Genomic DNA, 20,843 nt, shown 5'->3' on the forward strand with positions numbered 1-20,843 from the left:
GCCCCGGATGCTGGCGTCGAACCCTGTGGGAGCGGGTTTACCCGCGAATGCGATGTTGGCCTCACTGGCCTCTTCGCGGGTGAACCCGCTCCCACAGGTTCGGCGTTGCTCGGAACTACAGAATTCAAGGCAGGTAAGAAATGAGCGCTATCAACGTCTTCCAGCAAAACCCCGGCGCCGACGCCAAGGCCCAGTCGCCGCTGCACCATGCCGACCTGGCCAGCCTGGTTGGCAAGGGCCGCAAGAACGCAGGCGTGACCCTGCGTGAGAAAAAATTCCTCGGCCACCTGACCCTGCGTGGCGACGGCCATGACCCGGCCTTCGCCGCAGGCGTGCACAAGGCCCTGGGCCTGGAGCTGCCGGTGGCCCTGACCGTGGTCGCCAACAGCGACATGTCGCTGCAGTGGATGGGCCCCGACGAGTGGCTGCTGATCGTCCCGGGCGGCCAGGAGTTTGCCATCGAGCAAAAACTGCGCGCGGCCCTCGACGGCCTGCACATCCAGGTGGTCAACGTCAGCGGCGGGCAGAGCCTGCTGGAACTGCGCGGCCCGCACGTGCGCGAAGTGCTGATGAAGTCCACCAGCTATGATGTTCACCCAAACAACTTCCCGGTGGGCAAGGCCGTCGGTACGGTGTTCGCCAAGTCGCAACTGGTGATCCGCCGCACCGCCGAAGACACTTGGGAACTGGTGATTCGCCGCAGCTTCGCCGATTACTGGTGGCTGTGGCTGCAAGACGCTTCGGCCGAATACGGCCTGAGCATCGAAGCCTAAGGAGAGCCGCACATGAGTCGGGCACCGGATACCTGGATTCTCACCGCCGACTGCCCGAGCATGCTCGGTACCGTCGACGTGGTGACGCGTTTCCTCTACGAGCAGCGCTGCTACGTCACGGAGCACCACTCCTTCGATGACCGGCAGTCGGGGCGTTTCTTCATTCGCGTCGAATTCCGCCAGCCGGACGATTTTGACGAGGCGGGCTTCCGTGCCGGCCTCGCTGAACGTAGCGAAGCGTTCGGCATGGCCTTCGAGCTGACCGCGCCTAATCACCGCCCCAAGGTGGTGATCATGGTGTCCAAGGCTGACCACTGCCTGAACGACCTGTTGTACCGCCAGCGTATTGGCCAACTGGGTATGGACGTGGTCGCAGTGGTGTCCAACCACCCAGACCTCGAACCGCTGGCGCATTGGCACAAGATTCCTTACTACCACTTTGCACTCGACCCCAACGACAAGGCGGGGCAAGAGCGCAAGGTGCTGCAGGTGATCGAGGAGACTGGCGCGGAACTGGTCATCCTTGCCCGCTACATGCAAGTGCTATCGCCCGAGCTGTGCCGGCGCCTCGACGGCTGGGCGATCAACATTCACCACTCGTTGTTGCCGGGGTTCAAAGGCGCCAAGCCTTATCACCAGGCCTACAACAAGGGCGTGAAGATGGTGGGCGCGACCGCGCACTACATCAACAACGACCTCGACGAAGGGCCGATCATTGCCCAGGGGGTCGAGGTGGTAGACCACAGCCATTATCCCGAGGACCTGATTGCCAAGGGGCGGGATATCGAATGCCTGACCCTGGCGCGGGCGGTGGGGTATCACATTGAGCGGCGGGTGTTTCTTAACGCCAACCGGACTGTCGTTCTCTGACTATTTTGGGGCTGCTTTGCAGCCCATCGCAGGCAAGCCAGCTCCTACAGGTGCACCGCCGCTTTCGAATGCGGCGCTGTACCTGTGGGAGCGGGTTTACCCGCGAATGGCCCAACACATTATCCCCTGCCGTAAAAAGGCATCCCCCTGTCGTTTTCAGTCAGCGCAACTCGCCCCATCAGGCCCACAATTCCCCTCATCCCAGTAACACATGCCGCCCATGGATGGCGGCGCTTCAACCAACGCTGCATAAATAAAAATCAAGCGAGGTAAGAGCATGTCTGGCAATCGTGGAGTGGTGTATCTCGGCGCCGGCAAGGTCGAGGTGCAGAAGATCGACTACCCGAAAATGCAGGACCCGCGCGGCAAGAAGATCGAACACGGCGTCATTCTCAAGGTGGTCTCCACCAACATCTGCGGCTCCGACCAGCACATGGTCCGCGGCCGTACCACTGCCCAGGTCGGCCTGGTTCTGGGCCACGAAATCACCGGTGAAATCGTCGAGTTGGGGCGTGATGTCGAACGCCTGAAAAAAGGCGACCTGGTGTCGGTACCCTTCAACGTCGCTTGCGGCCGCTGCCGCTCCTGCAAAGAAATGCACACCGGCGTCTGCCTCACTGTAAACCCGGCCCGCGCCGGCGGTGCCTACGGCTACGTCGACATGGGCGACTGGACCGGTGGCCAGGCCGAGTACGTGCTGGTGCCGTACGCTGACTTCAACCTGCTAAAACTGCCGGACCGCGACAAGGCCATGGAAAAAATCCGTGACCTGACCTGCCTGTCCGACATTCTGCCGACTGGCTACCACGGCGCCGTGACGGCGGGCGTAGGCCCAGGCAGCACCGTTTACGTCGCGGGCGCCGGCCCGGTCGGCCTGGCCGCTGCTGCCTCGGCACGCCTGCTGGGCGCTGCCTGCGTGATCGTCGGCGACCTCAACCAGGCCCGCTTGGCGCACGCCAAGTCGCAGGGCTTCGAAGTGGTCGACCTGTCCAAGGACACCCCGCTGCACGAGCAGATCATCGACATTCTCGGTGAGCCAGAAGTGGACTGCGCCGTCGATGCCGTTGGCTTCGAGGCCCGCGGCCATGGCCACGAGGGTGCCAAGCATGAAGCCCCGGCCACCGTGCTGAACTCGCTGATGCAGGTTACCCGCGTTGCCGGCAGCATCGGTATCCCGGGCCTGTACGTGACCGAAGACCCGGGCGCCTCCGATGCCGCTGCCAAGATCGGCGCCCTGAGCATCCGCTTCGGCCTGGGTTGGGCAAAATCGCACAGCTTCCACACCGGCCAGACCCCGACCATGAAGTACAACCGCCAGCTGATGCAGGCGATCATGTGGGACCGTATCAACATTGCTGAGGTGGTGGGTGTGCAGGTGATCAACCTGGACCAGGCGCCGGAAGGGTATGGCGAGTTTGATGCGGGTGTGCCGAAGAAGTTTGTGATTGACCCGCACAAGATGTGGGGTGCGGCGTAATTTAAGTTGAGCTAAAAGCCCCTCGAATGAGGGGCTTTTTTCTAGACACACATGCTATTCATTCATGGCGATGTGACGGCGCCCTTGGAAACTCGTCAGTGGGTTGCCTAATGTAGCTAGCCTTTGAACTGAAAGTACTATTCTGTGCTGCATTCCAGGTCATGACGGGGTACGGAAGTTGGGACAGTGAGTCGGGGCTAGGGGGGCGTGAGCCTGAAGGGGTGCTATCGCTTGATACCACTGGCGATGCTATAGGCGCGTCGCGCCTTTGTGTATTTCGCCTGGTCGTGGTCTGGGCGGCAAGTTGCGGTTTAGCAGGTGGCTGAGGAGCGACCTGGGGCGAGTTTAAGTAATGGCCTTGCGCAGGGTCATGCTGGGAAGCGGGTGACGGTGTGGGCTTCGGTGGTGCTGTGGGTTTTGGACCAATAGCAACGGCCATATTCTCGTTGACTTTGTATAATTGGCCGTTTTTTAAAGCAATGCGCTTCATATATCCACTTGGGCGCTCCATATGTCCACTTGGGTCGACAAAGTTGATGGGGTCACCCCCGCAGTAGCAATAAGCATTCAAGCCACCTTTTCCGAATGGGCTCCAGTTGTCTGCAGCACAAAAGCGTCTAAGGCGAGGAGAGTAGCTACGCAATCCAAGGCCCAGCAGGTAACTGGCCAAAACTGACTCGTAAGCTTCGCCATTAAAGCCAGTCGTTGTTCGCATCGAGGGCAAGGTCGGATCGTGGCCGTAGGCTGAGAAGTTATGGCCTTCCAGGCCATCCACATCTTGAACGCTGAGCACGGACCCCTTGTCATCGGTTGCGAGTACCCCGCCGCCAGACATTTCGCCCGTCTGCACCTCGGCCAGGGGCATATCCGCATGGCGGAAGATGGCGTGGTGGTGGTCGCCTTGGTTGACGGTGATCAGCTTGTTGCCCTGGTAGAAGAAAAGCGAGCGGTTCGATGCTTTGCTCATGATTCAGGTCTCTGCTGCTCTGGATGTATGGGGTGTGCCTGACGCCCATTCTGAACAGTCGCAAGAATTTCGATACTGGCAGAAATAACAGTTTTACAGCTTCCCCAGCACTGCCTCATAACCTGTGGGGTTTGCCCGCGAAGAGGCCAGCCCTGCCAACCCATGACTCAGTGCATCATCCCCAGCTCGGCATCAGATCGGCACGCTGAGCTTCCGCTTCGTCTTGAACTGGGTTGAATCGCATAGTTTCCACGCCAGCGGGACCCAGACCTTCGAAGGGTTTTTGTGGTCAGCATCGCCGAATCTATGTGTTACTGATTTCTCATGAAAGAAATTGTATTCTCCAAACTGTTTATTTTTCTATCTAGAGATGTAATTTTTAGATCAAGTTTTAGGTTGTTATTATAGAGTTCGTACATTTTCTGAACTCCTGGATTTACGTTGTAATAATGTTTTACGGCGCTTTCAGCTTGTTGTGCGTCGACGATTTGCCTGAACGCATCGCCAGGGTTCCAGTGACCTTCCTCTGCTATTTTATTTTTAAATCGAGCGGTTTGTATAAGGTCATGCGCTTGTTGAAGCTTGCCTCGGTGTTTGAGTGAATAGTTCAAAACTGCTTGATTGTCTTCTTTTAGGCTAGGGTTATCCAGCTCCAGCTGGGCGCGCTCTTGTTTTAATTTATTTAGCCGAAGCGTCATGGGGCTTTCTGACGGCGAAGGTGCGAAGGTTACTTTGCGGGTGCTAGTGCCTGCCGAATCGTGTTTTTTCCCTGGGGGGGCATGACCTGAGGGGTCTAAGTGATTAATGGGGTCTCCGGCACAATAGGCATATCCGTCAATGCCTCCGTCATCGAAGGGGCTTAGCGAATCAGGAGATAAAAATCGCATCAGTATGGGACTAAACACCCGATAGCCATTGCCCAGTACATAGCTTTCAGACCCTGTGTCGAGCCGTTCTGCATTAAAACCTAAGACAGTGCTTGACGAGGGGAGAGTTGGATCGTAACCGTAAGCAGTGAATGCATGGACTTCTGTTTTTGGGGGGGCATGCAACCTGAGCACCGAACCGCCATTTTCTACTGCCAACAGTCCAGTACCCAATAGTGTATCGGTATTTCGTTGTGCAAGTGGAATGTCAGGAGTTTGTATGCTCCTGGATATTTGGCCACCTTGCTGTACGCTGGAGAGCTTGCCGCTTTGGTAGAAGTAATGGACAGTGCCTTCGCGTTTCATGGTACATCCATAATAATTTGTGAGAAATGTAATGCTTTGATAAATGTAGCTATGCGTTATTGGTTTAACAACTAGCAAAAATGATAGGTGCTTGGGTCGAGCGATCACCACCAGGCTGGGAGCTAGGTCTACGGTCCCGGAATGAGAGCGTGCGGATTGACAGTGAGGGTTGGGCCTGTCAGTTAGCGGGGCCGCTGCGCGGCCCTTCGCGGGCAAGCCTGCACACAGAGGGTACGCGACATACCCCGATACGCGGCCTGGAACAAACCACCAATCCTCCAGTCGAATGCCTCGTTTCCCAGGCCATCCCGGCCCACGAGGTCCCTCCCGATGAAAGCATTCACCCTGGCAACCCTGATGACCCTGGCCGCAAGCCCGGTGTTCGCCTTCAACCTCAGCGATGCCGCCAATGCCGTGTCGGCCATGCAGAACCAAAAACAACAGGGCCAGGTCCAGGCGCCCGAGGCGCAGGCCAATTTGCTCAATACCTTGGGTAGTGAACTCAAGATCACCCCGGAACAGGCCGTGGGCGGGGCGGGGGCGATGCTGGGTTTGGCGCGCAATAACCTGAGTTCCGACGACTACGGTCAGTTGACCAAGGCCGTGCCTGGGTTGGACTTGCTGTCCGGTGCCAATGCGCTGGGCGGGTTGAGTGGGTTGGGTGAGCTGCTGGGCAAGAACAGCGAAAGCCAGTCGGCGTTGAACAATGCGCTGGGCAACAACGTGGAGAACCGCAGTGACCTGGACAGCGCGTTCAAGGCGCTGGGCATGGATACCGGGATGATCGGGCAGTTTGCGCCGTTGATTCTGCAGTACCTGGGGCAGCAGGGGATTGCAGGCTCGTTGCTGCAGAACCTGGGTAGCCTGTGGACTACCCCGGCGCCTCTGACCCAACCTTCGGTCTGAAGGCAGGACGCGGGCCCTGTGGGAGCGGGTTTACCCGCGAATGCGATAGTGACTTCACCGCCGCCTTCGCGGGTAAACCCGCTCCCACAGTTACAATGTTGCTCAAGTGGCTTCTGTGAAGTCCACCAGGCTGACCGGACGGCGGAAGCCGCTAGTCAGTACGGCCAGGTACGCAAGGCCCAGCGCAAACCAGCACAGCCCAATCACCAACGTCAGCGCCGACAGGCTGGTCCATAGCCACAGCGTCAGGCCCAATCCCACCAGTGGTACCGCGCCATAGCACAGCAGGCCTTTGAGGTTGCGCTGTGCGCTGTCACCCATCAGGTGGGTCTTCACCACCGCCAGGTTCACCGCCGAGAACGCCACCAGCGCGCCAAAGCTGATCAGCGAGGCGAGGGTAGCCAAGTCGATCACCAACGACAGCAGCGAGAACGCCGACACCAGGGCAATGGCGAACACTGGCGTACCGAAGCGTGGCGACAGGTAACCGAAGCTGCGCCGTGGCAGCACATTGTCGCGCCCCATGGTGAACAGGATGCGCGACACCGCGGCCTGCGAGGCCAGTGCCGAACCCAGGCTGCCGGCGACGAAGGCGGCGGTGAAGAAGTTGGCGAGGAATTGCCCGCCTGCCTTGAACATCACTTCATTAGCCGCCGCATCGGCGTTTGCAAACGTGCTGCCCGGCAGCACCAGCTGGCTGACGTAGGCCAGCGCGGTGAACAGTACGCCGGCGAAGAGCGTGGTGAGGATGATTGCCCGTGGTACGTCGCGGCGGGCATCGCGGCATTCTTCGGCGAGGGTGGAGACGGCATCGAAGCCGAGGAACGACAGGCACAGTACTGCGGCGCCCGCCATCAGCGGGCCGAAGCCAGGTTGTGTGCCGTCACCCATCAGCGGCGAGAGCAGGTCTACCGGCTGGCCGGCCAGGGTCTGGCAGGACAAGGCCACGAACACCCCGATAAACACGATCTGCGCACCGACGATCAGGTTGCTGGTTTTAGCCACCGAGTTGATGCCGACCACGTTGAGCACGGTGACTAGGGCGATGGAGGCGAGCACGAAGGCCCAGGCGGGCACAGCCGGGAAGGCGATGTTGAGGAACAGGCCGATCAGCAGGTAGTTGATCATCGGCAGGAACAAGTAATCGAGCAGCAGCGACCAACCCGCCAGGAAACCAACGTTCTGGCCGAAGGCCATGTTGGTGTAGGAGTAGGCCGAGCCCGCGACCGGGAAGCGTTTGACCATGAAACTGTAGGACGCGGCAGTGAACAGCATGGCCACCAGCGTAACCAGGTAGGCGCCAGCGGTGCGGCCACCGGTGAGTTCGGTGACGATGCCGTAGGTGGTGAAGATGGTCAGCGGGACCATGTACACCAGGCCGAAGAAGACCAGGGCGGGCAGGCCCAGGACGCGACGAAGTTGGGCGGGGGTGGAGCAAGGTTGGTTGGCCATCGATCGATCCAGGCAATTTTTTGTAGTTGTGCTTTGATCGATTTTTATCCACTTAGGTGGAGGGTGACAAAGAAGTAATCCTTATGTTGATTATTAGCCTGGGTTTTAATCGGATTTGTGCTGTGCCTGTGCTGGCCTCTTTGCGGGCAAGCCCGCTCCCACAGGTTCACTACAGGTCTTGAGAGCGGTGGTAGAACTGTGGGAGCGGGCTTGCCCCGCGAAGAGGCCGGACCAGCCAACATGGCCTAGCGCAATTCTCCGCGCAACTCCTCGATACGCTGATCCTTCTCCAGCCACAGCTGGTTCACCCAAGCCTGCACGGTCTGCCGGAAGGCCGGGTCATTTTCATAATCCCCATCCCACAACGCCGGGTCCAGCTCACGCACCTGAATGTCGATAATCACCCGGCTAATGCTGCCATTGAGCAAGTCCCAGAACCCCGGCGCCTGGTTGCCCGGGTAAACGATGGTCACGTCCAGCAGCGCATCCAGCTGCTCGCCCAGCGCCGCCAGCACGAATGCCACGCCGCCGGCCTTGGGCTTGAGCAGGTGGCGGTAAGGCGACTGTTGCTCCTGGCGCTTGGCCTCGGTGAAGCGCGTGCCTTCCAGGTAGTTGACCACGGTTACCGGCTGGCGCTTGAACAGCTCACAGGCTGCCTTGGTGATCTCCAGGTCCTTGCCCTTGAGCTCGGGGTGCTTGTCCAGAAACGCCTTGCTGTAGCGCTTCATGAACGGGTAATCCAGCCCCCACCAGGCCAGGCCCAGCAGTGGCACCCAAATCAGCTCCTTCTTGAGGAAGAACTTGAAGAACGGCGTGCGGCGGTTGAGGCTTTCGATCAGCGCGGGGATGTCGACCCAGGTCTGGTGGTTGCTCACGGCCAGGTACGAGGTGTCCTTGCGCAGGCGGTCGACGCCCCGGATATCCCACTGGGTGGGGATGCACAGGGCGAAAATCGCCTTGTCGATCTCTGACCAGGTTTCGGCGACCCACATCACCGCCGCAGAGGCGTAGTCACGGCCACGGCCCGGCAGCACCAGCTTGAGCAGGGCAAAGACCAGCAGCGGGCAGATCAACACCACGGTGTTGAGCAGCAGCAGGAGGGTTGTGAGAATGCCGGTCAGCAGGCGACGCATAAAGGAACTCTTGTAGTGAGATAAAAACAGCCGGCAATGATAAGCAGCGATGCGGCCTACGCCAAATGCCCAATGCCCAGCGGCGAGGACAAATGTTTCACATTGTGTTGATTACCGTGTACAGACGAACCTATTCAACTCATGCAGTCTAAGCACTGTCTGCACTCAAGGAAGCGTAACCCGTGAAATCACTGCTTGCCCTGTTGTCACTGTTCGCCTTGCCGGTCATGGCCGCCGAGCCGACGATTTATGGCCGTTACGAAAACATCGCCTTGCCGGAGATTGGCGAGACCTTAAAGGCCAAGATGGACACCGGTGCCTTCACCGCATCGCTGTCGGCCAAGGACATCGAGCTGTTCACCCGCGATGGCGATGAGTGGGTACGCTTCCGCCTGGCGACCAAAGAGTCCGACGGCAAGGTATACGAGCACAAGGTCTCGCGCATCAGCAAGATCAAGGGCCGTGCCGACGAAGAGGAAGAGGGCGATGCGCCGGAAATTTCCAAGCGCCCGGTGGTCGACCTGGAGCTGTGCCTGGGTGATGTGAAGCGCACGGTTGAAGTGAACCTGGTGGACCGCAGCAGTTTCAACTACCCGCTGTTGATTGGCTCCAAGGCGTTGAAGAAGTTCAAGGCGGCAGTCGACCCCGCCAAGAAGTTCACTGTTGGCAAGCCTGAATGCTAATTTTCGGCCGTTTGTGAATGCCCGTCGAGGGGCTGCTTTTGAAAAATATACGCAGCACTTGACGGGCGGGAAAATGGACGAGCGGCTTTGCCTTCTGAGTCGTTCGTAAAATGAGATGAGGTGAGTGGAATTGCGCTAAACATTGGATTGTAGCCTGTGCGATTCTCTTGCCCTAAATCACCTGATGAGCAGTATCGAGTGGTGCTGCTATTAAGGTGTGTACGGAGGCAGAATAGGGCGGTGATAGTTTGCAATCATTTGCATTCGGATACTTTCCTGCGTTTCGCTTATCGCATTAAATACTTGCGTGCTATTGGCGGTGTGAGGCTGGTTACCTGTGCGCAACTGTGCTTTCTGCATGATAAGGAGGTCGTATATTTTTGCAAGAGAAGTAAGGTCTTCTTTTATCTCTTCGAGCGTCCCTGGTCTGTGGACGCCGTGACGATCAAATGAAATATTTTTTGTAGATTGTCCGACCGTCGGAAGTTCGCTATATTTGGGTAAGTCTAACCAGGAGCGTCCTTCAGGAGGGGGGATGGCATGTTGGTAGCGGGGTAGTTCGGGTTGAATTTGAGTTATATGGATTGGAACTCCATCCAGGTCGCTCGGCGTAAATAACCTTTGTGATTGTGTTGGTGTTTTTTTTGACCATGACCATGACCATGACCATGACCATGACCATGACCATGACCATGGCAATTCCCAGCGACCCGTTGGGTCAATATTGTTTACAGGATCGTTTAGGCAATACGCAAAGCTATTAATACCTCCTGCGCCAAATGGGCTATGCCTGTCAGGGCTAATAAACCTGCGTAAAGTTGGACTGAATGCGCGGTAGCCATTACCTAGCAGATAATACTCGGTCAACCTATCTGGCAATTCTCCATTGAAACCAGGGATAGCATATGTACGAAGGTGAGGCTCATGGCCATAAGGCGCGTATGCCATATTTTTTTCGGGGTTCGACACTCGCGCGCGTAGTGTAGAGCCCTGGGTGTCAGCCATCAATAACTTGCTGTGATGAGCGTCTTGGGTAGCCAATACGTGCCTACCTGATCTCATTAGCAGTAGAGCGTTATCGCTCAGGATCGTCCCTAGATAATGGCCTTGGTAAAAAAATAGGGAGCGAAGTTCTTGAGTTTTCATGGTGTCAGACTTTAGTCTTCAGTTATTCCGGAGTCTAGAGTGGTCTGCGTATTTTTAAAACTGACATAAATAACAGTTGCAAAACTTTGCCAATTAAAGTCGGTATATGAACTGTCTTCGGTTCGAATGTGCTACAGAGGCGCGGGGCTCAACGTGATCAACGTGGGTGTGGGCTTACCCGCAAAGACTCCGGTGCGCACAACCCACATCCCGCTGCTTGCCACAGCCCTTGAATCCCCTAAGAATCCAGCTATGCCCCCAGCCAGGCCGGACACCATGCCCCATATCCTCATCGTCGAAGACGAAGCCGCCATCGCCGACACTCTGGTCTACGCCCTGCAGGCCGACGGCCACAGCACCGAGTGGGTGACCCTGGGCAGCGCCGCCCTCGACCAGCAGCGCCAGCGCCCGGCCGACCTGATCATCCTCGACATCGGCCTGCCTGATATCAGTGGTTTCGAAACCTGCCGCCAACTGCGCCGCTTCAGCGAGGTGCCGGTGATGTTCCTCAGCGCCCGCGATGGCGAAATCGACCGGGTGGTGGGCCTTGAGATCGGCGCCGACGACTACGTGGTCAAACCCTTCAGCCCCCGCGAGGTGGCGGCACGGGTGCGGGCCATCCTTAAACGCATGGCACCACGTGTTGAGCCCTCCGCCGCGGCAACGGTGTTCCAGCTCGACACCCTGCGCATGCAGATCAGCTACCGTAACCAGCCGCTGAGCCTGACCCGCCACGAGTTTCGTTTGCTGCAGTGCCTGCTGGAACAGCCCCAGCGGGTGTTCAGCCGCGAGCAACTGCTCGATGCCCTGGGCGTGGCGTCTGACGTGGGCTACGAGCGCACCATCGACAGCCACATCAAGAGCCTGCGGGCCAAGTTGCGCCTGGTCGCCAGCGAGGCAGAACCGATACAGACCCACCGCGGCCTCGGCTACAGCTACAGCCCGGATCACGCCTGATGCGCCTGGGCATCCGGATCTTCCTGGTGTACTTCCTGTTCGTCGGGCTGGCGGGGTACTTCCTGCTTAACACGGTGCGCGAACAGATCCGCCCGGTGGTGCGCCAATCGTCCGAAGAAACCTTGGTCGACACCGCCAACCTGCTGGCGGAGATTTTGCACGATGACGTCAAGGCCGGTACCCTCGGGCAAAGCCGCTTGCCCGAAGTACTCAAGGCTTACGGTTCGCGCAGCCCGGGCGCGCAGATCTGGGGCTTGGCGAAGAACCAGGTCAGCCACCGCATCTACGTGACCGACGCCAAAGGCATCGTGCTGCTCGACTCCAGCGGTGAGGACCTGGGCAAGGATTACTCGAAGTGGAATGACGTTTACCTCACCCTGCGCGGCGAGTACGGCGCCCGCTCCACGCGCAGTGTCGCCGATGACGAAAGCACTTCGGTGATGCATGTGGCCGCGCCGATCATCGAAGACGGCCAGATCATCGGCGTGGTTACCGTGGCCAAGCCCAACAGCTCGCTGCAACCCTACATCGACCGCTCCGAGCAGCGTTTGCTCACGTTGGGCCTGGGCTTGATCGGCCTGGGCTTGTTGATTGGCGCAGCGCTGTCGTGGTGGCTGGCGCGCTCGCTGCGCAGGCTGGCCCGTTACGCCCAGGCGGTCAGCGAAGGTGAGCGGGCGGCGCTGCCGCATTACAAGGGCGGTGAGCTGGCGCACCTGGCCAATGCAGTCGAGCGCATGCGCACGCAGCTGGAAGGCAAGGCCTACGTCGAGCGCTATGTGCACACCTTGACCCACGAACTGAAAAGCCCACTGGCGGCCATCCGCGGAGCCTCCGAGCTGCTGCAGGGCGATATGCCGGCCGAACAGCGGGCGCGCTTTGCCGGCAACATCGAGCGCGAAAGCGAGCGCCTGCAGCAGATGATCGAACGCCTGCTCAACCTCGCCCGCGTGGAGCAGATGCAGGCGCTGGAGGATGAACAGCAGGTGGCGTTGGCGGCACTGGTCGACGAATTGCTGTTGGCCCATGCGGCACGCATCGAAGCGGCGGGCCTGCAGGTGCGGCAGCGGGTGCCGGCCGGTTTGCGGTTGTTGTGCGATCCGTTTCTGATGCGCCAGGCGTTGGCCAACCTGCTCGACAATGCGCTGGACTTTACCCCGGCCGGTGGGGCGTTGTTGTTCGAGCTTGAGCGCGACGGTGGGCGGGTGGCGTTGAGCCTGTTCAACCAGGGGCAGGCGATACCGGCGTATGCCATTGGGCGGGTGAGTGAGCGGTTTTACTCGCTGCCGCGGCCGGGGAGTGGGCGCAAGAGCACCGGGCTGGGGCTGAATTTTGTGGCCGAGGTGATGCAGCTGCATGGCGGTTCGCTTGCAGTAGATAACGTCGATGGCGGTGTGCGGGTGCGGTTGTGGCTGCCGGTGCGGCGTATCAGCTGAGATTGCCGGGTCCGCTGCGCGGCCCATCGCCGGCAAGCCAGCTCCCACAGGTACTCCACAGCTTGGGACCTTATGTTGTACCTGTGGGAGCTGGCTTGCCGGCGATAGGGCCCTTGAAGTACACACAATCTCCACACAGTCTCCCCAAGGTCTCCACGCAAGGCGCAGACACTGCGCCCACTGCCAAAGGAGGCCCTATGAACAAGACCCTTGGATTCAAGCTCGGCATGATTGCCCTGCTGATGGTGCTGTTGCTGATCCCGCTGCTGATGATCAACGGCCTCATCGACGAGCGCCAGACCCTGCGTGACAGCGTGGTGCGTGACATCGCCCAGAGCGCCAGCTTCGACCAGCAACTCAGTGGCCCGCTGCTGGTGGTGCCGTACCGCAAGTACCAGCGCCGTTGGATCGACAAGGACGGCGAGCGTACCCAGGAGACCAGCAGCATCGCCGGCCACCTGTACTTCCTGCCGGAAACCTTCGAGGCCGACCTGGGTGTCGACACCGAGCTGCGCTCACGCGGCATCTACCAGGCGCGGCTGTTTCACGCCAAAGGCCGCATCAGTGGCCGCTTCAAGCTCCCCGAACGCTGGGGCATCGACAAGGATTTTGAAGACTACCGGTTCGACAAGCCCTTTCTGGTGGTGGGCATCAGCGACATTCGTGGCATCGAGAATGGCCTGGAGCTGACGCTCGACGAGCGCAAGTTGCCCTTTGAAGCGGGGACCGGGCTCGACTGGATGCGCGGTGGCGTGCATGCCAGCGTGCCAGGGCTGGATGGCTTGCAAGCGCGGGAGTTCAGCTACGGCTTCGACCTGGCGCTGCAAGGCACTGGCCAGTTGCAGGTGTTGCCGGTTGGCCGTACCAGCAGTGTGGATATGCACGCCAACTGGCCGCACCCAAGCTTCATCGGCAGTTACCTGCCCAGCCGTCGCGACATCGATGCCCAAGGCTTCACTGCCCACTGGCAGACGTCGTTCTTCGCCACCAACCTTGAAGATGCCCTGCGCCAGTGCGCCACGGCCGGGCACTGTGAGGACTTCAGCGAGCGCACCTTTGGCGTCAGCTTTGTCGACCCGGTTGATCAGTACCTGAAGAGCGAGCGGGCGATCAAATACGCGCTGCTGTTCATTGCCCTGACCTTTGCCGGCTTCTTCCTGTTCGAGGTGCTGAAGAACCTCAGCGTGCACCCGGTGCAGTACATCCTGGTGGGTGTGGCGTTGGCGTTTTTCTACCTGCTGTTGCTGTCGATGTCCGAACACATCGGCTTTGGCCCGGCGTATGGGCTGTCGGCTTCAGCCTGTGTGTTGCTGATTGGCTTCTACCTGAGCCACGTGCTGCGCAGCCTGGGGCGTGGGGTTGGGTTTGCGGCGGGGTTAGCGGCGTTGTACGGGATGCTTTATGGGCTGCTCAGCGCCGAGGACTACGCGCTGTTGATGGGGTCGTTGCTGTGCTTTGGTTTGTTGGGCGTGTTCATGGTGCTGACCCGGCGGCTGGACTGGGCGCGGGTGGGGAGGGCGGCATGAGGGAGGACAGAGAAATCGGGCGGTGGTTGGCACGCAGGATTGGGCAGTTGTTTCCTGTGATACCGAGGTAAGGCATTCGCAGCACAAGGCTGCTCCTACAGGACGCGCGCTACCGTGTAGGAGCAGCCTTGTGCTGCGAAGAGGCCCGTCAGGCCACAGGAGATGTGGCAACCATCGACGGCCGCTTGATCACCTCGGCATACCACGCCGCCAGCCCAGGCTGGCGCTCACGCCAACCAAATTCAGGCTGACGCAAATCCAGATAACCCAGCGCACAGGCAACACCAATGGCAGCCAGATCAAAGCCCGAGATCAGCTCCGCCAGATGTTCCTGTTCCAGGTTGGCCAGGCTGCGGCGGATCTTGTCACCCTGCGCCTCGAGCCAGCCATCCCAACGCTTGTCCTCAGGCCGCAGGAAGCTCTCATAGCGGCTCGACACCGCCGCATCCATGATCGCATCGGCCTGCGACGCCAAGGTCATGCGCCGCCAGCGCGCCGAGCCCTCACGCGGCAGCAAGGGCAGGCCGACGTGCTGCAGGTCGAGGTACTCGCAAATCACCCGGCTGTCGTGAAGCACCGTGCCGTCATCCAGGCGCAGGGCCGGGATCTTGCCGATCGGGTTGCCCTGGTTGAGCTGGTCATCACCACTCACGGGGCTGATGTTCACCGGCTGCAGGGTGACGCGGTCAAGCTGGCCGGTCTCGTGCAGCACCACCATGACCTTGCGCACGAAGGGCGACAGCGGCGAGTGGAACAGGGTCATCGTGGCCATGGTTCAGTTGCCCTGCCGGCTGGGTGGCAGGCACACACCGGTACCGCCAATACCGCAGTAGCCGTCCGGGTTCTTGGCCAGGTACTGCTGGTGGTAGGCCTCGGCGAAGTACACGGTCGGGGCCTGGTCGATCTCGGTGGTGATCTCACCGAAACCGGCCTTGTTCAGCTCGGCCTGGAAGGCGTCGCGGCTGGCCTTGGCTTCTTCGAGTTGCTGCGGCGAGGTGCAGTAGATGGCCGAGCGGTACTGGGTGCCGACGTCGTTGCCCTGGCGCATGCCTTGGGTCGGGTTGTGCAGCTCCCAGAACATGGCCAGCAGCTCGCGGTAGCTGACCTTGTCCTTGTCGAACACCACCAGCACCACTTCGGTGTGGCCGGTCAGGCCCGAGCAGACTTCTTCGTACGTGGGGTTGGGGGTGAAGCCGCCGGCATAGCCGACCACCGTGCTGACCACGCCTTCACGCTGCCAGAAGCGGCGCTCGGCGCCCCAGAAGCAGCCCAGGCCGAAGATGGCGAAGTCGATGGCACCTTCGAAGAAGGGGCCGAGCAGGGGGGTGCCTTCGAACACATAGTGGAACTCGGGCAGCGACATTGGCGTTTCGCGGCCAGGCAGGGCCTGCTCCGCGGTTGGCATGACGTTTTTGTTCACCAGGATTTCCGAACGCAGGACCATGGCCGTTCCTCTGTGTTTTTTCAGTTGGATTGGTGGTGAGGCCTTCGCAGCACAAGGCTGCTCCTACAGGGAGCGCGCACTGCTGCAAAAGGGCCCGAATGGGCTCTATAGTGCCCGAGGTTAACGCTGCTGTCAGGCCATTGGACCGCGCGGATAGCGCTTCAGTCGCTCGGCCAGTTCACGCCCCGGAATCGGCCGATCGAACAGGTACCCCTGGCCCACGTCGCACCGGTGCCTGCGCAGAAACGCCAGCTGCGCTGGGGTCTCGATCCCTTCGGCGACCACCTTGAGCTTGAGGTTGTGGGCCATGGCCACCACCGCCGAAGTGATTTCCATGTCGTCCTGGTTATCCGGGATTTCGTTGATGAAGCTGCGGTCGATCTTGATGATGTCGATCGGAAACTTCTTCAAGTAGCTCAACGATGAATAGCCCGTGCCGAAATCGTCCATCGCCAGCGTCAGGCCCAAGGCCTTGAGCTCGTCGAGTTGGCGGTGGGTGTCTTCGGTCGCTTCCAGCAGCAGGCCTTCAGTCAGCTCCAGCTCCAGCAGGTGCGAGGGCAGCGCTTCTTCCTTGAGGATCGAACTGATCGAGGCTACCAGGTCCGGGTCGGAGAATTGCTTGGGCGACAGGTTGATGGCCACGTGCAAGTTGCCCAGGCCGGCCTCGCGCAGTTGCTGGCTCATGCGGCACGACTGGCGCACCACCCACTTGCCGATGGGGATGATCAGGCCGGTTTCCTCGGCCACGCTGATGAACTGGTCCGGGCGGATCATGCCGCGCTCGGGGTGGTTCCAGCGCAGCAGTGCTTCCAACCCCAGCAGGCGGCCGCTGCGCAGGCACAGCTTGGGCTGGTAGAACACTTCCAGTTCGTTCTGGGTCAGGGCGCGGCGCAGGTTGTTCTCGACGAACAGCTTGTAACTGGCCTCGGCATTGAGCACTTCGGTAAACACCTGCACCTGATGCTTGCCGTTGGCCTTGGCCTTGTGCAGCGCCAGGCCTGCGTTTTTCATCAGGCTCGCCGGGTCGATGCCGTGCAGCGGCGCACAGGCAAGGCCCACCGAGGCGGTGACGTTGATCAGCTGGTTGTCGACGAACATCGGCTTGTCGAGGGTGTGCAGCAACTGCTGGGCGACGTCCTGGCCGTCTTCCAGGCGGGTGTCGTCGAGCAGCACAGCGAACTCGTTGCTGGCGAAACGCGCCAGGATGCCACCGGCGCTGAGGCTGTTGCGCAGGCGGCGAGCCAGGCTCACCAACAGCTTGTCGCCGGTCTGGTGGCCGAGGCTGTCGTTGATGCGCTTGAAGTTGTCGATGTCCACCAGCAGCAGGCACATCGAGCTCTCGCTGTTACGGGCAAAGCGCTCGTCGAGGCTGCGGATGAACGCCGGGCGGTTGCCCAGGTTGGTCAGGTTGTCGGTGTAGGCCAGGCGCTCGATGCGCTGTTGGGCCAGCTTGGTCTGGGTGACGTCTTCGTAGATGCCGATGTAGTGGGTCAGCTCACGGTTGTCGCCATACACCTTGGATATCGACAGTTGGCCCCAGTAGGGCTCGAGGTTTTTGCGCCGGCTCTTGAATTCGCCTTGCCAGCTGTTGCCCATGGCCAGGCTCGACGGCGAATCGAACAGCAACTCGCTGAGGTTTTCCAGGGCTGGCAGCTCGGCCAGTTGGCGCCCCTGCACTTCATCGGTGCTGTACTGGGTGATCGCCGTGAAGCTTGGGTTGACGTATTCCACCACGCCGTCGCGGTTGACCAGCAAAAAGGCACTGGCGCTTTGTTCCACGGCGCGCTGGAACAGGTGCAGGGCGCTGGCCGCAGTGCGTCGGTTGTGGTTGGTGATGACCTGGGCGAACTGGTCGGCCAGCTCACCGGCAAAGGCGATTTCATCGGACTGCCAGGCCCGCGGCTGGCCGCTCTGCTCCAGGCACAACACCCCGATTACCTGGCCATCGACGCGCACGCTGGCATCGAGCATGGCTTTGTTGTCGGGGCACAGGCTCTGGGTCAGGGCGCGGGTGCGCGGGTCGTGGTTGGCGTTATGAGCGTCGATGGCGCGGCTGGCGTGCAGTGCGTCGAGGTAGTCGGGAAAGTGGCTGGCATCGATGGCTTCGGGCAGGCGATGTTCCTGCTCGTGGCGGTACCAGGCACTGATCGGCTCCAGGCGCTGGCCTTCCAGGTGCCAGATGCTGGCGCTGTCGACCTTGTAGATTTCGCAGGCGCTCTGGGTGATCAGCTCGGCGGCTTCGAGCAGCGAGTTCTCTGCGCTGTAACGCTGGCGGGCCAGGCGCAGGATCAGGTCTTGCTGGCCACGCACACGCTCCAGGTGTTCAAGCTGTTCTTGCTGGGCGCGCTGGTTGAGCTGCAGGGCCAGTTGCAGGCGGTTGTTGCGCGATTCCAGGTCACTGGCGTCGGGGTCGGCGGCGTCTTCGGGCGGGTCGTCGAGTACGCTCAGGTAGCCGCGCAGCAGTTGCCGGTTGTGTTGCCTGTAGGCTTCCCCGGCCTCCAGCAGGCGCAGTGACGCGCCAGGGGCATGCAAGGTGTAGCGCACGCGGTAGTAGCCACGCCGGGCAAGCTGCGACTGGATTTCGTCGTGCAGCCTGTAGCGGGCTTCGGGTTCCATCAGGCTGGCATAGGGCGAATCGACCAAGGCGCACAGCTCGCCTGCCTGCAGGCCGAACTGGCGTTCGCAGGTGGGGTCGAGGTAGAGCATGGCCCAGGTGGCTTCGTTGAGCCTTTCGAAACGCAGCATGCCGAGCCGCGAGGGCACGGGTAGCTGCGTGACGACCTCGGCCGCCACACGGCTGGCGGCATCGGGTTGGCTTTTCATCGAAGACTCGCTTGAAGAGGGAAACACGGCCTGGTCGGCGGCGTATCTGGCAAGGTTGCATCATGTCCCGAGGGCTGGCAAGCGGCCATGTGTGATGCTGTGTACGGGTTATCGGCAGAGGTACCACAAACTATAGGCGCACCCCTTGTAGGAGCAGCCTTGTGCTGCGAAGAGGCCCTGCCAGGCGCTGCAAATGTTGGCGGTGGTACCCGCCCTTTCGCAGCACAAGGCTGCTCCTACAAAAAAAACGGTGAGGTGTGAGCCGCAGGCAAAAAAAAGCCCCGCCAAATGACGGGGTTGAGGTACGAGCGTGGCAGCTCGAAAAGGGTACTGCCCCTCTTGCGAGGGGCAGCGTGCCGCCTTACAGCAGCAGGGTGCGGATATCCGCCAGCACGTCGCCCAGGCGCTTGGTGAAGCGCGCGGCGGCAGCGCCGTTGATCACACGGTGATCGTAGGACAGCGACAGCGGCAGCATCAGCTTCGGCTGGAAGGCTTTGCCATCCCAGACTGGCTGCATGGTTGCCTTCGAAACGCCCAGGATCGCCACCTCAGGCGCGTTGACGATCGGCGTGAAGCCGGTGCCGCCAATGTGGCCGAGGCTGGAGATGGTGAAGCAGGCGCCTTGCATGTCGTCGGCCGACAGCTTTTTGGTGCGCGCCTTCTCGGCCAGTGCAGCGGCTTCGGCAGCCAGTTGCAGCAGGCTCTTCTGGTCGACGTTCTTGATCACAGGGACCAGCAGGCCATCCGGGGTGTCCACGGCAAAGCCGATGTTCACGTATTTCTTGCGGATGATCGCTTTGCCGCTTGGCGCCAGCGAGCTGTTGAAGTCCGGCATTTCCTTGAGCAGGAATGCGCTGGCCTTGAGCAGCAGTGGCAGCACGGTCAGCTTGACGCCAGCCTTCTCGGCCACGGCCTTCTGCGCAACGCGGAAGGCTTCCAGCTCGGTGATGTCGGCGGAGTCGAACTGAGTTACGTGCGGCACGTTCAGCCAGCTGCGGTGCAGGTTGGCGGCACCGACCTGCATCAGGCGGGTCAGGGCCACTTCTTCCACTTCACCGAACTTGCTGAAGTCCACGGCAGGGATTGGCGGGATGCCAGCGCCGCCGGTTGCGCCGGCGGCTGCCGGGGCTTCCTTGGCCTTCTGCATCATCGCTTTGACGTAAACCTGCACGTCTTCTTTCAGGATGCGGCCATGCGGGCCGGTGGCCGCGACAGCGCCCAGCTCGACACCGAATTCACGGGCCAGCTGACGGACGGCTGGGCCAGCGTGAACCTTGGCGTTGTTGCCAGCAGCCGGCGCGGTAGCGACCGGAGCAGGGGCAGCAGCCGGGGCGGCAGCGGCAGGTGCGGCAGCAGGCGCAGCCTCAGCCTCAGCCTTGGCCGGTGCAGCAGCGGCCGGAGCCGGTGCGGCAGCCGGCGCTGCGCCAGCAACCTTCAGCTTGAAGATCAGGTCGCCAGTGCCGACTTCATCTTCCAGCTTGCACAGCACTTCTTCGACCACGCCAGCAGCAGGCGATGGGATCTCCATGGAGGCCTTGTCGGACTCCAGAGTGATCAGCGACTGGTCGGCTTCGACGGTGTCGCCGACCTTGACCAGCACTTCGATGATCTTGGCCTTGCCCGACGAGCCGATGTCCGGCACGTGGATGTCTTGCACGCTGGCGGCAGCCGGGGCTGCAGCAGGCGCAGGCGCAGCTTCGGCGGCCGGCTTTTCAGCGGCGGCCGGCGCAGCGGCAGGCGCAGGTGCGGCGGCTGGCGCCTCGGACGCCGCAGCGCCCTCGGCTTCCAGCACCAGCAGCTCGTCGCCTTCTTTCAGGCGATCGCCCAGCTTGACCTTCAGCTCTTTGATCACGCCGGCCTTAGGGGCCGGGATCTCCATGGAGGCCTTGTCGGACTCCAGGGTCAGCAGGCTCTGGTCAGCCTCGATACGGTCACCGACCTTGACGAACAGCTCGATGATTTCACCTTCACCGCTGCCGATGTCAGGTACGCGAATGAGTTCGCTCACTTAAAAATACTCC

The 20,843-nt window shown here is 60.7% G+C and carries 17 protein-coding genes; 8 read left to right on the forward strand and 9 right to left on the reverse strand.

Going from position 1 to position 20,843, the window contains the following annotated elements; translation table 11 throughout:
- The first annotated feature begins 140 nt into the window (after nt 1-140).
- The 3 genes from D886_RS0112795 (at nt 141) to fdhA (ending at nt 3,120) form a co-directional block, all read left to right on the forward strand.
- Complete coding sequence (locus tag D886_RS0112795) at nt 141-773, forward strand: sarcosine oxidase subunit gamma (RefSeq protein ID WP_027594309.1); 633 nt, start codon at nt 141-143, stop codon at nt 771-773.
- 12 nt (nt 774-785) lie between these two features.
- Entirely contained in the window at nt 786-1,643 is an 858-nt protein-coding gene (purU, locus tag D886_RS0112800) for a formyltetrahydrofolate deformylase (protein WP_027594310.1), read from the forward strand.
- A 277-nt stretch (nt 1,644-1,920) separates the two neighbouring features.
- Nucleotides 1,921-3,120, forward strand: coding sequence for a formaldehyde dehydrogenase, glutathione-independent (fdhA, locus tag D886_RS0112805; protein ID WP_027594311.1), 1,200 nt, complete (start codon nt 1,921-1,923; stop codon nt 3,118-3,120).
- Nucleotides 3,121-3,178: 58 nt separating this feature from the next.
- On the opposite strand, the gene D886_RS27805 is transcribed toward fdhA, so the two are convergent.
- Both D886_RS27805 and D886_RS27810 read right to left on the reverse strand, forming a co-directional pair.
- Complete coding sequence (locus D886_RS27805; RefSeq protein WP_081717493.1) at nt 3,179-4,087, reverse strand: RHS repeat-associated core domain-containing protein; 909 nt, start codon at nt 4,085-4,087, stop codon at nt 3,179-3,181.
- Between the two features lie 311 nt (nt 4,088-4,398).
- The gene (locus D886_RS27810) at nt 4,399-5,319 is read right to left on the reverse strand and encodes an RHS repeat-associated core domain-containing protein (protein WP_081717494.1); all 921 of its coding nucleotides are present in this window, start codon (nt 5,317-5,319) and stop codon (nt 4,399-4,401) included.
- Nucleotides 5,320-5,649: 330 nt separating this feature from the next.
- Here D886_RS27810 and D886_RS0112820 point away from each other — a divergent pair, with 330 nt between their 5' ends.
- Nucleotides 5,650-6,225 (forward strand): DUF2780 domain-containing protein, encoded by a 576-nt coding sequence (locus D886_RS0112820; RefSeq protein ID WP_027594313.1) that lies wholly within the window; start codon nt 5,650-5,652, stop codon nt 6,223-6,225.
- 102 nt (nt 6,226-6,327) lie between these two features.
- Here D886_RS0112820 and D886_RS0112825 read toward each other — a convergent pair whose 3' ends face one another.
- Both D886_RS0112825 and D886_RS0112830 read right to left on the reverse strand, forming a co-directional pair.
- Nucleotides 6,328-7,677, reverse strand: a complete 1,350-nt coding sequence (locus tag D886_RS0112825) for an APC family permease (protein WP_027594314.1) — start codon at nt 7,675-7,677, stop codon at nt 6,328-6,330.
- A 245-nt stretch (nt 7,678-7,922) separates the two neighbouring features.
- Nucleotides 7,923-8,810: an acyltransferase gene (locus D886_RS0112830; RefSeq protein ID WP_027594315.1), complete on the reverse strand. Its 888-nt coding sequence runs from the start codon at nt 8,808-8,810 to the stop codon at nt 7,923-7,925.
- A gap of 182 nt (nt 8,811-8,992) precedes the next feature.
- On the opposite strand from D886_RS0112830, the gene D886_RS0112835 reads away from it, so the two are divergent.
- The gene (locus tag D886_RS0112835) at nt 8,993-9,493 is read left to right on the forward strand and encodes an ATP-dependent zinc protease (protein WP_027594316.1); all 501 of its coding nucleotides are present in this window, start codon (nt 8,993-8,995) and stop codon (nt 9,491-9,493) included.
- A gap of 210 nt (nt 9,494-9,703) precedes the next feature.
- Here D886_RS0112835 and D886_RS27815 read toward each other — a convergent pair whose 3' ends face one another.
- Nucleotides 9,704-10,639, reverse strand: a complete 936-nt coding sequence (locus tag D886_RS27815) for an RHS repeat-associated core domain-containing protein (RefSeq protein ID WP_081717495.1) — start codon at nt 10,637-10,639, stop codon at nt 9,704-9,706.
- A 276-nt stretch (nt 10,640-10,915) separates the two neighbouring features.
- Between D886_RS27815 and creB the strand changes: the two genes are divergently transcribed.
- The 3 genes from creB to creD all read left to right on the forward strand — a co-directional run bounded on the left by creB (nt 10,916) and on the right by creD (nt 14,555).
- Nucleotides 10,916-11,596, forward strand: coding sequence for a two-component system response regulator CreB (gene creB, locus D886_RS0112845; protein WP_027594317.1), 681 nt, complete (start codon nt 10,916-10,918; stop codon nt 11,594-11,596).
- Nucleotides 11,596-13,029 (forward strand): two-component system sensor histidine kinase CreC, encoded by a 1,434-nt coding sequence (creC, locus tag D886_RS0112850; RefSeq protein ID WP_027594318.1) that lies wholly within the window; start codon nt 11,596-11,598, stop codon nt 13,027-13,029. The genes creB and creC overlap by 1 nt, the downstream gene beginning before the upstream one ends.
- A 197-nt stretch (nt 13,030-13,226) precedes the next feature.
- Complete coding sequence (creD, locus tag D886_RS0112855) at nt 13,227-14,555, forward strand: cell envelope integrity protein CreD (RefSeq protein ID WP_027594319.1); 1,329 nt, start codon at nt 13,227-13,229, stop codon at nt 14,553-14,555.
- Nucleotides 14,556-14,703: 148 nt separating this feature from the next.
- Here the strand turns inward: creD and D886_RS0112860 are convergent, their stop codons facing one another.
- The 4 genes from D886_RS0112860 to aceF all read right to left on the reverse strand — a co-directional run bounded on the left by D886_RS0112860 (nt 14,704) and on the right by aceF (nt 20,830).
- On the reverse strand, nt 14,704-15,327 hold the full coding sequence (locus tag D886_RS0112860) for a glutathione S-transferase (RefSeq protein ID WP_027594320.1): 624 nt from the start codon (nt 15,325-15,327) through the stop codon (nt 14,704-14,706).
- A gap of 3 nt (nt 15,328-15,330) precedes the next feature.
- Entirely contained in the window at nt 15,331-15,999 is a 669-nt protein-coding gene (gene msrA / locus D886_RS0112865) for a peptide-methionine (S)-S-oxide reductase MsrA (protein WP_027594321.1), read from the reverse strand.
- Nucleotides 16,000-16,131: 132 nt separating this feature from the next.
- Entirely contained in the window at nt 16,132-18,822 is a 2,691-nt protein-coding gene (locus D886_RS0112870; RefSeq protein WP_027594322.1) for a bifunctional diguanylate cyclase/phosphodiesterase, read from the reverse strand.
- A 361-nt stretch (nt 18,823-19,183) separates the two neighbouring features.
- Nucleotides 19,184-20,830, reverse strand: coding sequence for a dihydrolipoyllysine-residue acetyltransferase (aceF, locus tag D886_RS0112875; protein ID WP_027594323.1), 1,647 nt, complete (start codon nt 20,828-20,830; stop codon nt 19,184-19,186).
- Nucleotides 20,831-20,843 lie beyond the last annotated feature (13 nt).

The sequence above is a fragment of the Pseudomonas sp. LAIL14HWK12:I7 genome (genome assembly GCF_000483465.1).
GTDB classification, from domain to species: Bacteria; Pseudomonadota; Gammaproteobacteria; order Pseudomonadales; family Pseudomonadaceae; genus Aquipseudomonas; species Aquipseudomonas kermanshahensis.

Excerpts from the sequence above, each read along its gene's own strand:
- D886_RS0112795 (WP_027594309.1), top strand. The coding sequence starts at position 141 with ATGAGCGCTATCAACGTCTTCCAGCAAAACCCCGGCGCCGACGCCAAG.
- purU (WP_027594310.1), top strand. The coding sequence starts at position 786 with ATGAGTCGGGCACCGGATACCTGGATTCTCACCGCCGACTGCCCGAGC.
- fdhA (WP_027594311.1), top strand. The coding sequence starts at position 1,921 with ATGTCTGGCAATCGTGGAGTGGTGTATCTCGGCGCCGGCAAGGTCGAG.
- D886_RS27805 (WP_081717493.1), bottom strand. The coding sequence starts at position 4,087 with ATGAGCAAAGCATCGAACCGCTCGCTTTTCTTCTACCAGGGCAACAAG.
- D886_RS27810 (WP_081717494.1), bottom strand. The coding sequence starts at position 5,319 with ATGAAACGCGAAGGCACTGTCCATTACTTCTACCAAAGCGGCAAGCTC.
- D886_RS0112820 (WP_027594313.1), top strand. The coding sequence starts at position 5,650 with ATGAAAGCATTCACCCTGGCAACCCTGATGACCCTGGCCGCAAGCCCG.
- D886_RS0112825 (WP_027594314.1), bottom strand. The coding sequence starts at position 7,677 with ATGGCCAACCAACCTTGCTCCACCCCCGCCCAACTTCGTCGCGTCCTG.
- D886_RS0112830 (WP_027594315.1), bottom strand. The coding sequence starts at position 8,810 with ATGCGTCGCCTGCTGACCGGCATTCTCACAACCCTCCTGCTGCTGCTC.
- D886_RS27815 (WP_081717495.1), bottom strand. The coding sequence starts at position 10,639 with ATGAAAACTCAAGAACTTCGCTCCCTATTTTTTTACCAAGGCCATTAT.
- creB (WP_027594317.1), top strand. The coding sequence starts at position 10,916 with ATGCCCCATATCCTCATCGTCGAAGACGAAGCCGCCATCGCCGACACT.
- creC (WP_027594318.1), top strand. The coding sequence starts at position 11,596 with ATGCGCCTGGGCATCCGGATCTTCCTGGTGTACTTCCTGTTCGTCGGG.
- creD (WP_027594319.1), top strand. The coding sequence starts at position 13,227 with ATGAACAAGACCCTTGGATTCAAGCTCGGCATGATTGCCCTGCTGATG.
- D886_RS0112860 (WP_027594320.1), bottom strand. The coding sequence starts at position 15,327 with ATGGCCACGATGACCCTGTTCCACTCGCCGCTGTCGCCCTTCGTGCGC.
- msrA (WP_027594321.1), bottom strand. The coding sequence starts at position 15,999 with ATGGTCCTGCGTTCGGAAATCCTGGTGAACAAAAACGTCATGCCAACC.
- D886_RS0112870 (WP_027594322.1), bottom strand. The coding sequence starts at position 18,822 with ATGAAAAGCCAACCCGATGCCGCCAGCCGTGTGGCGGCCGAGGTCGTC.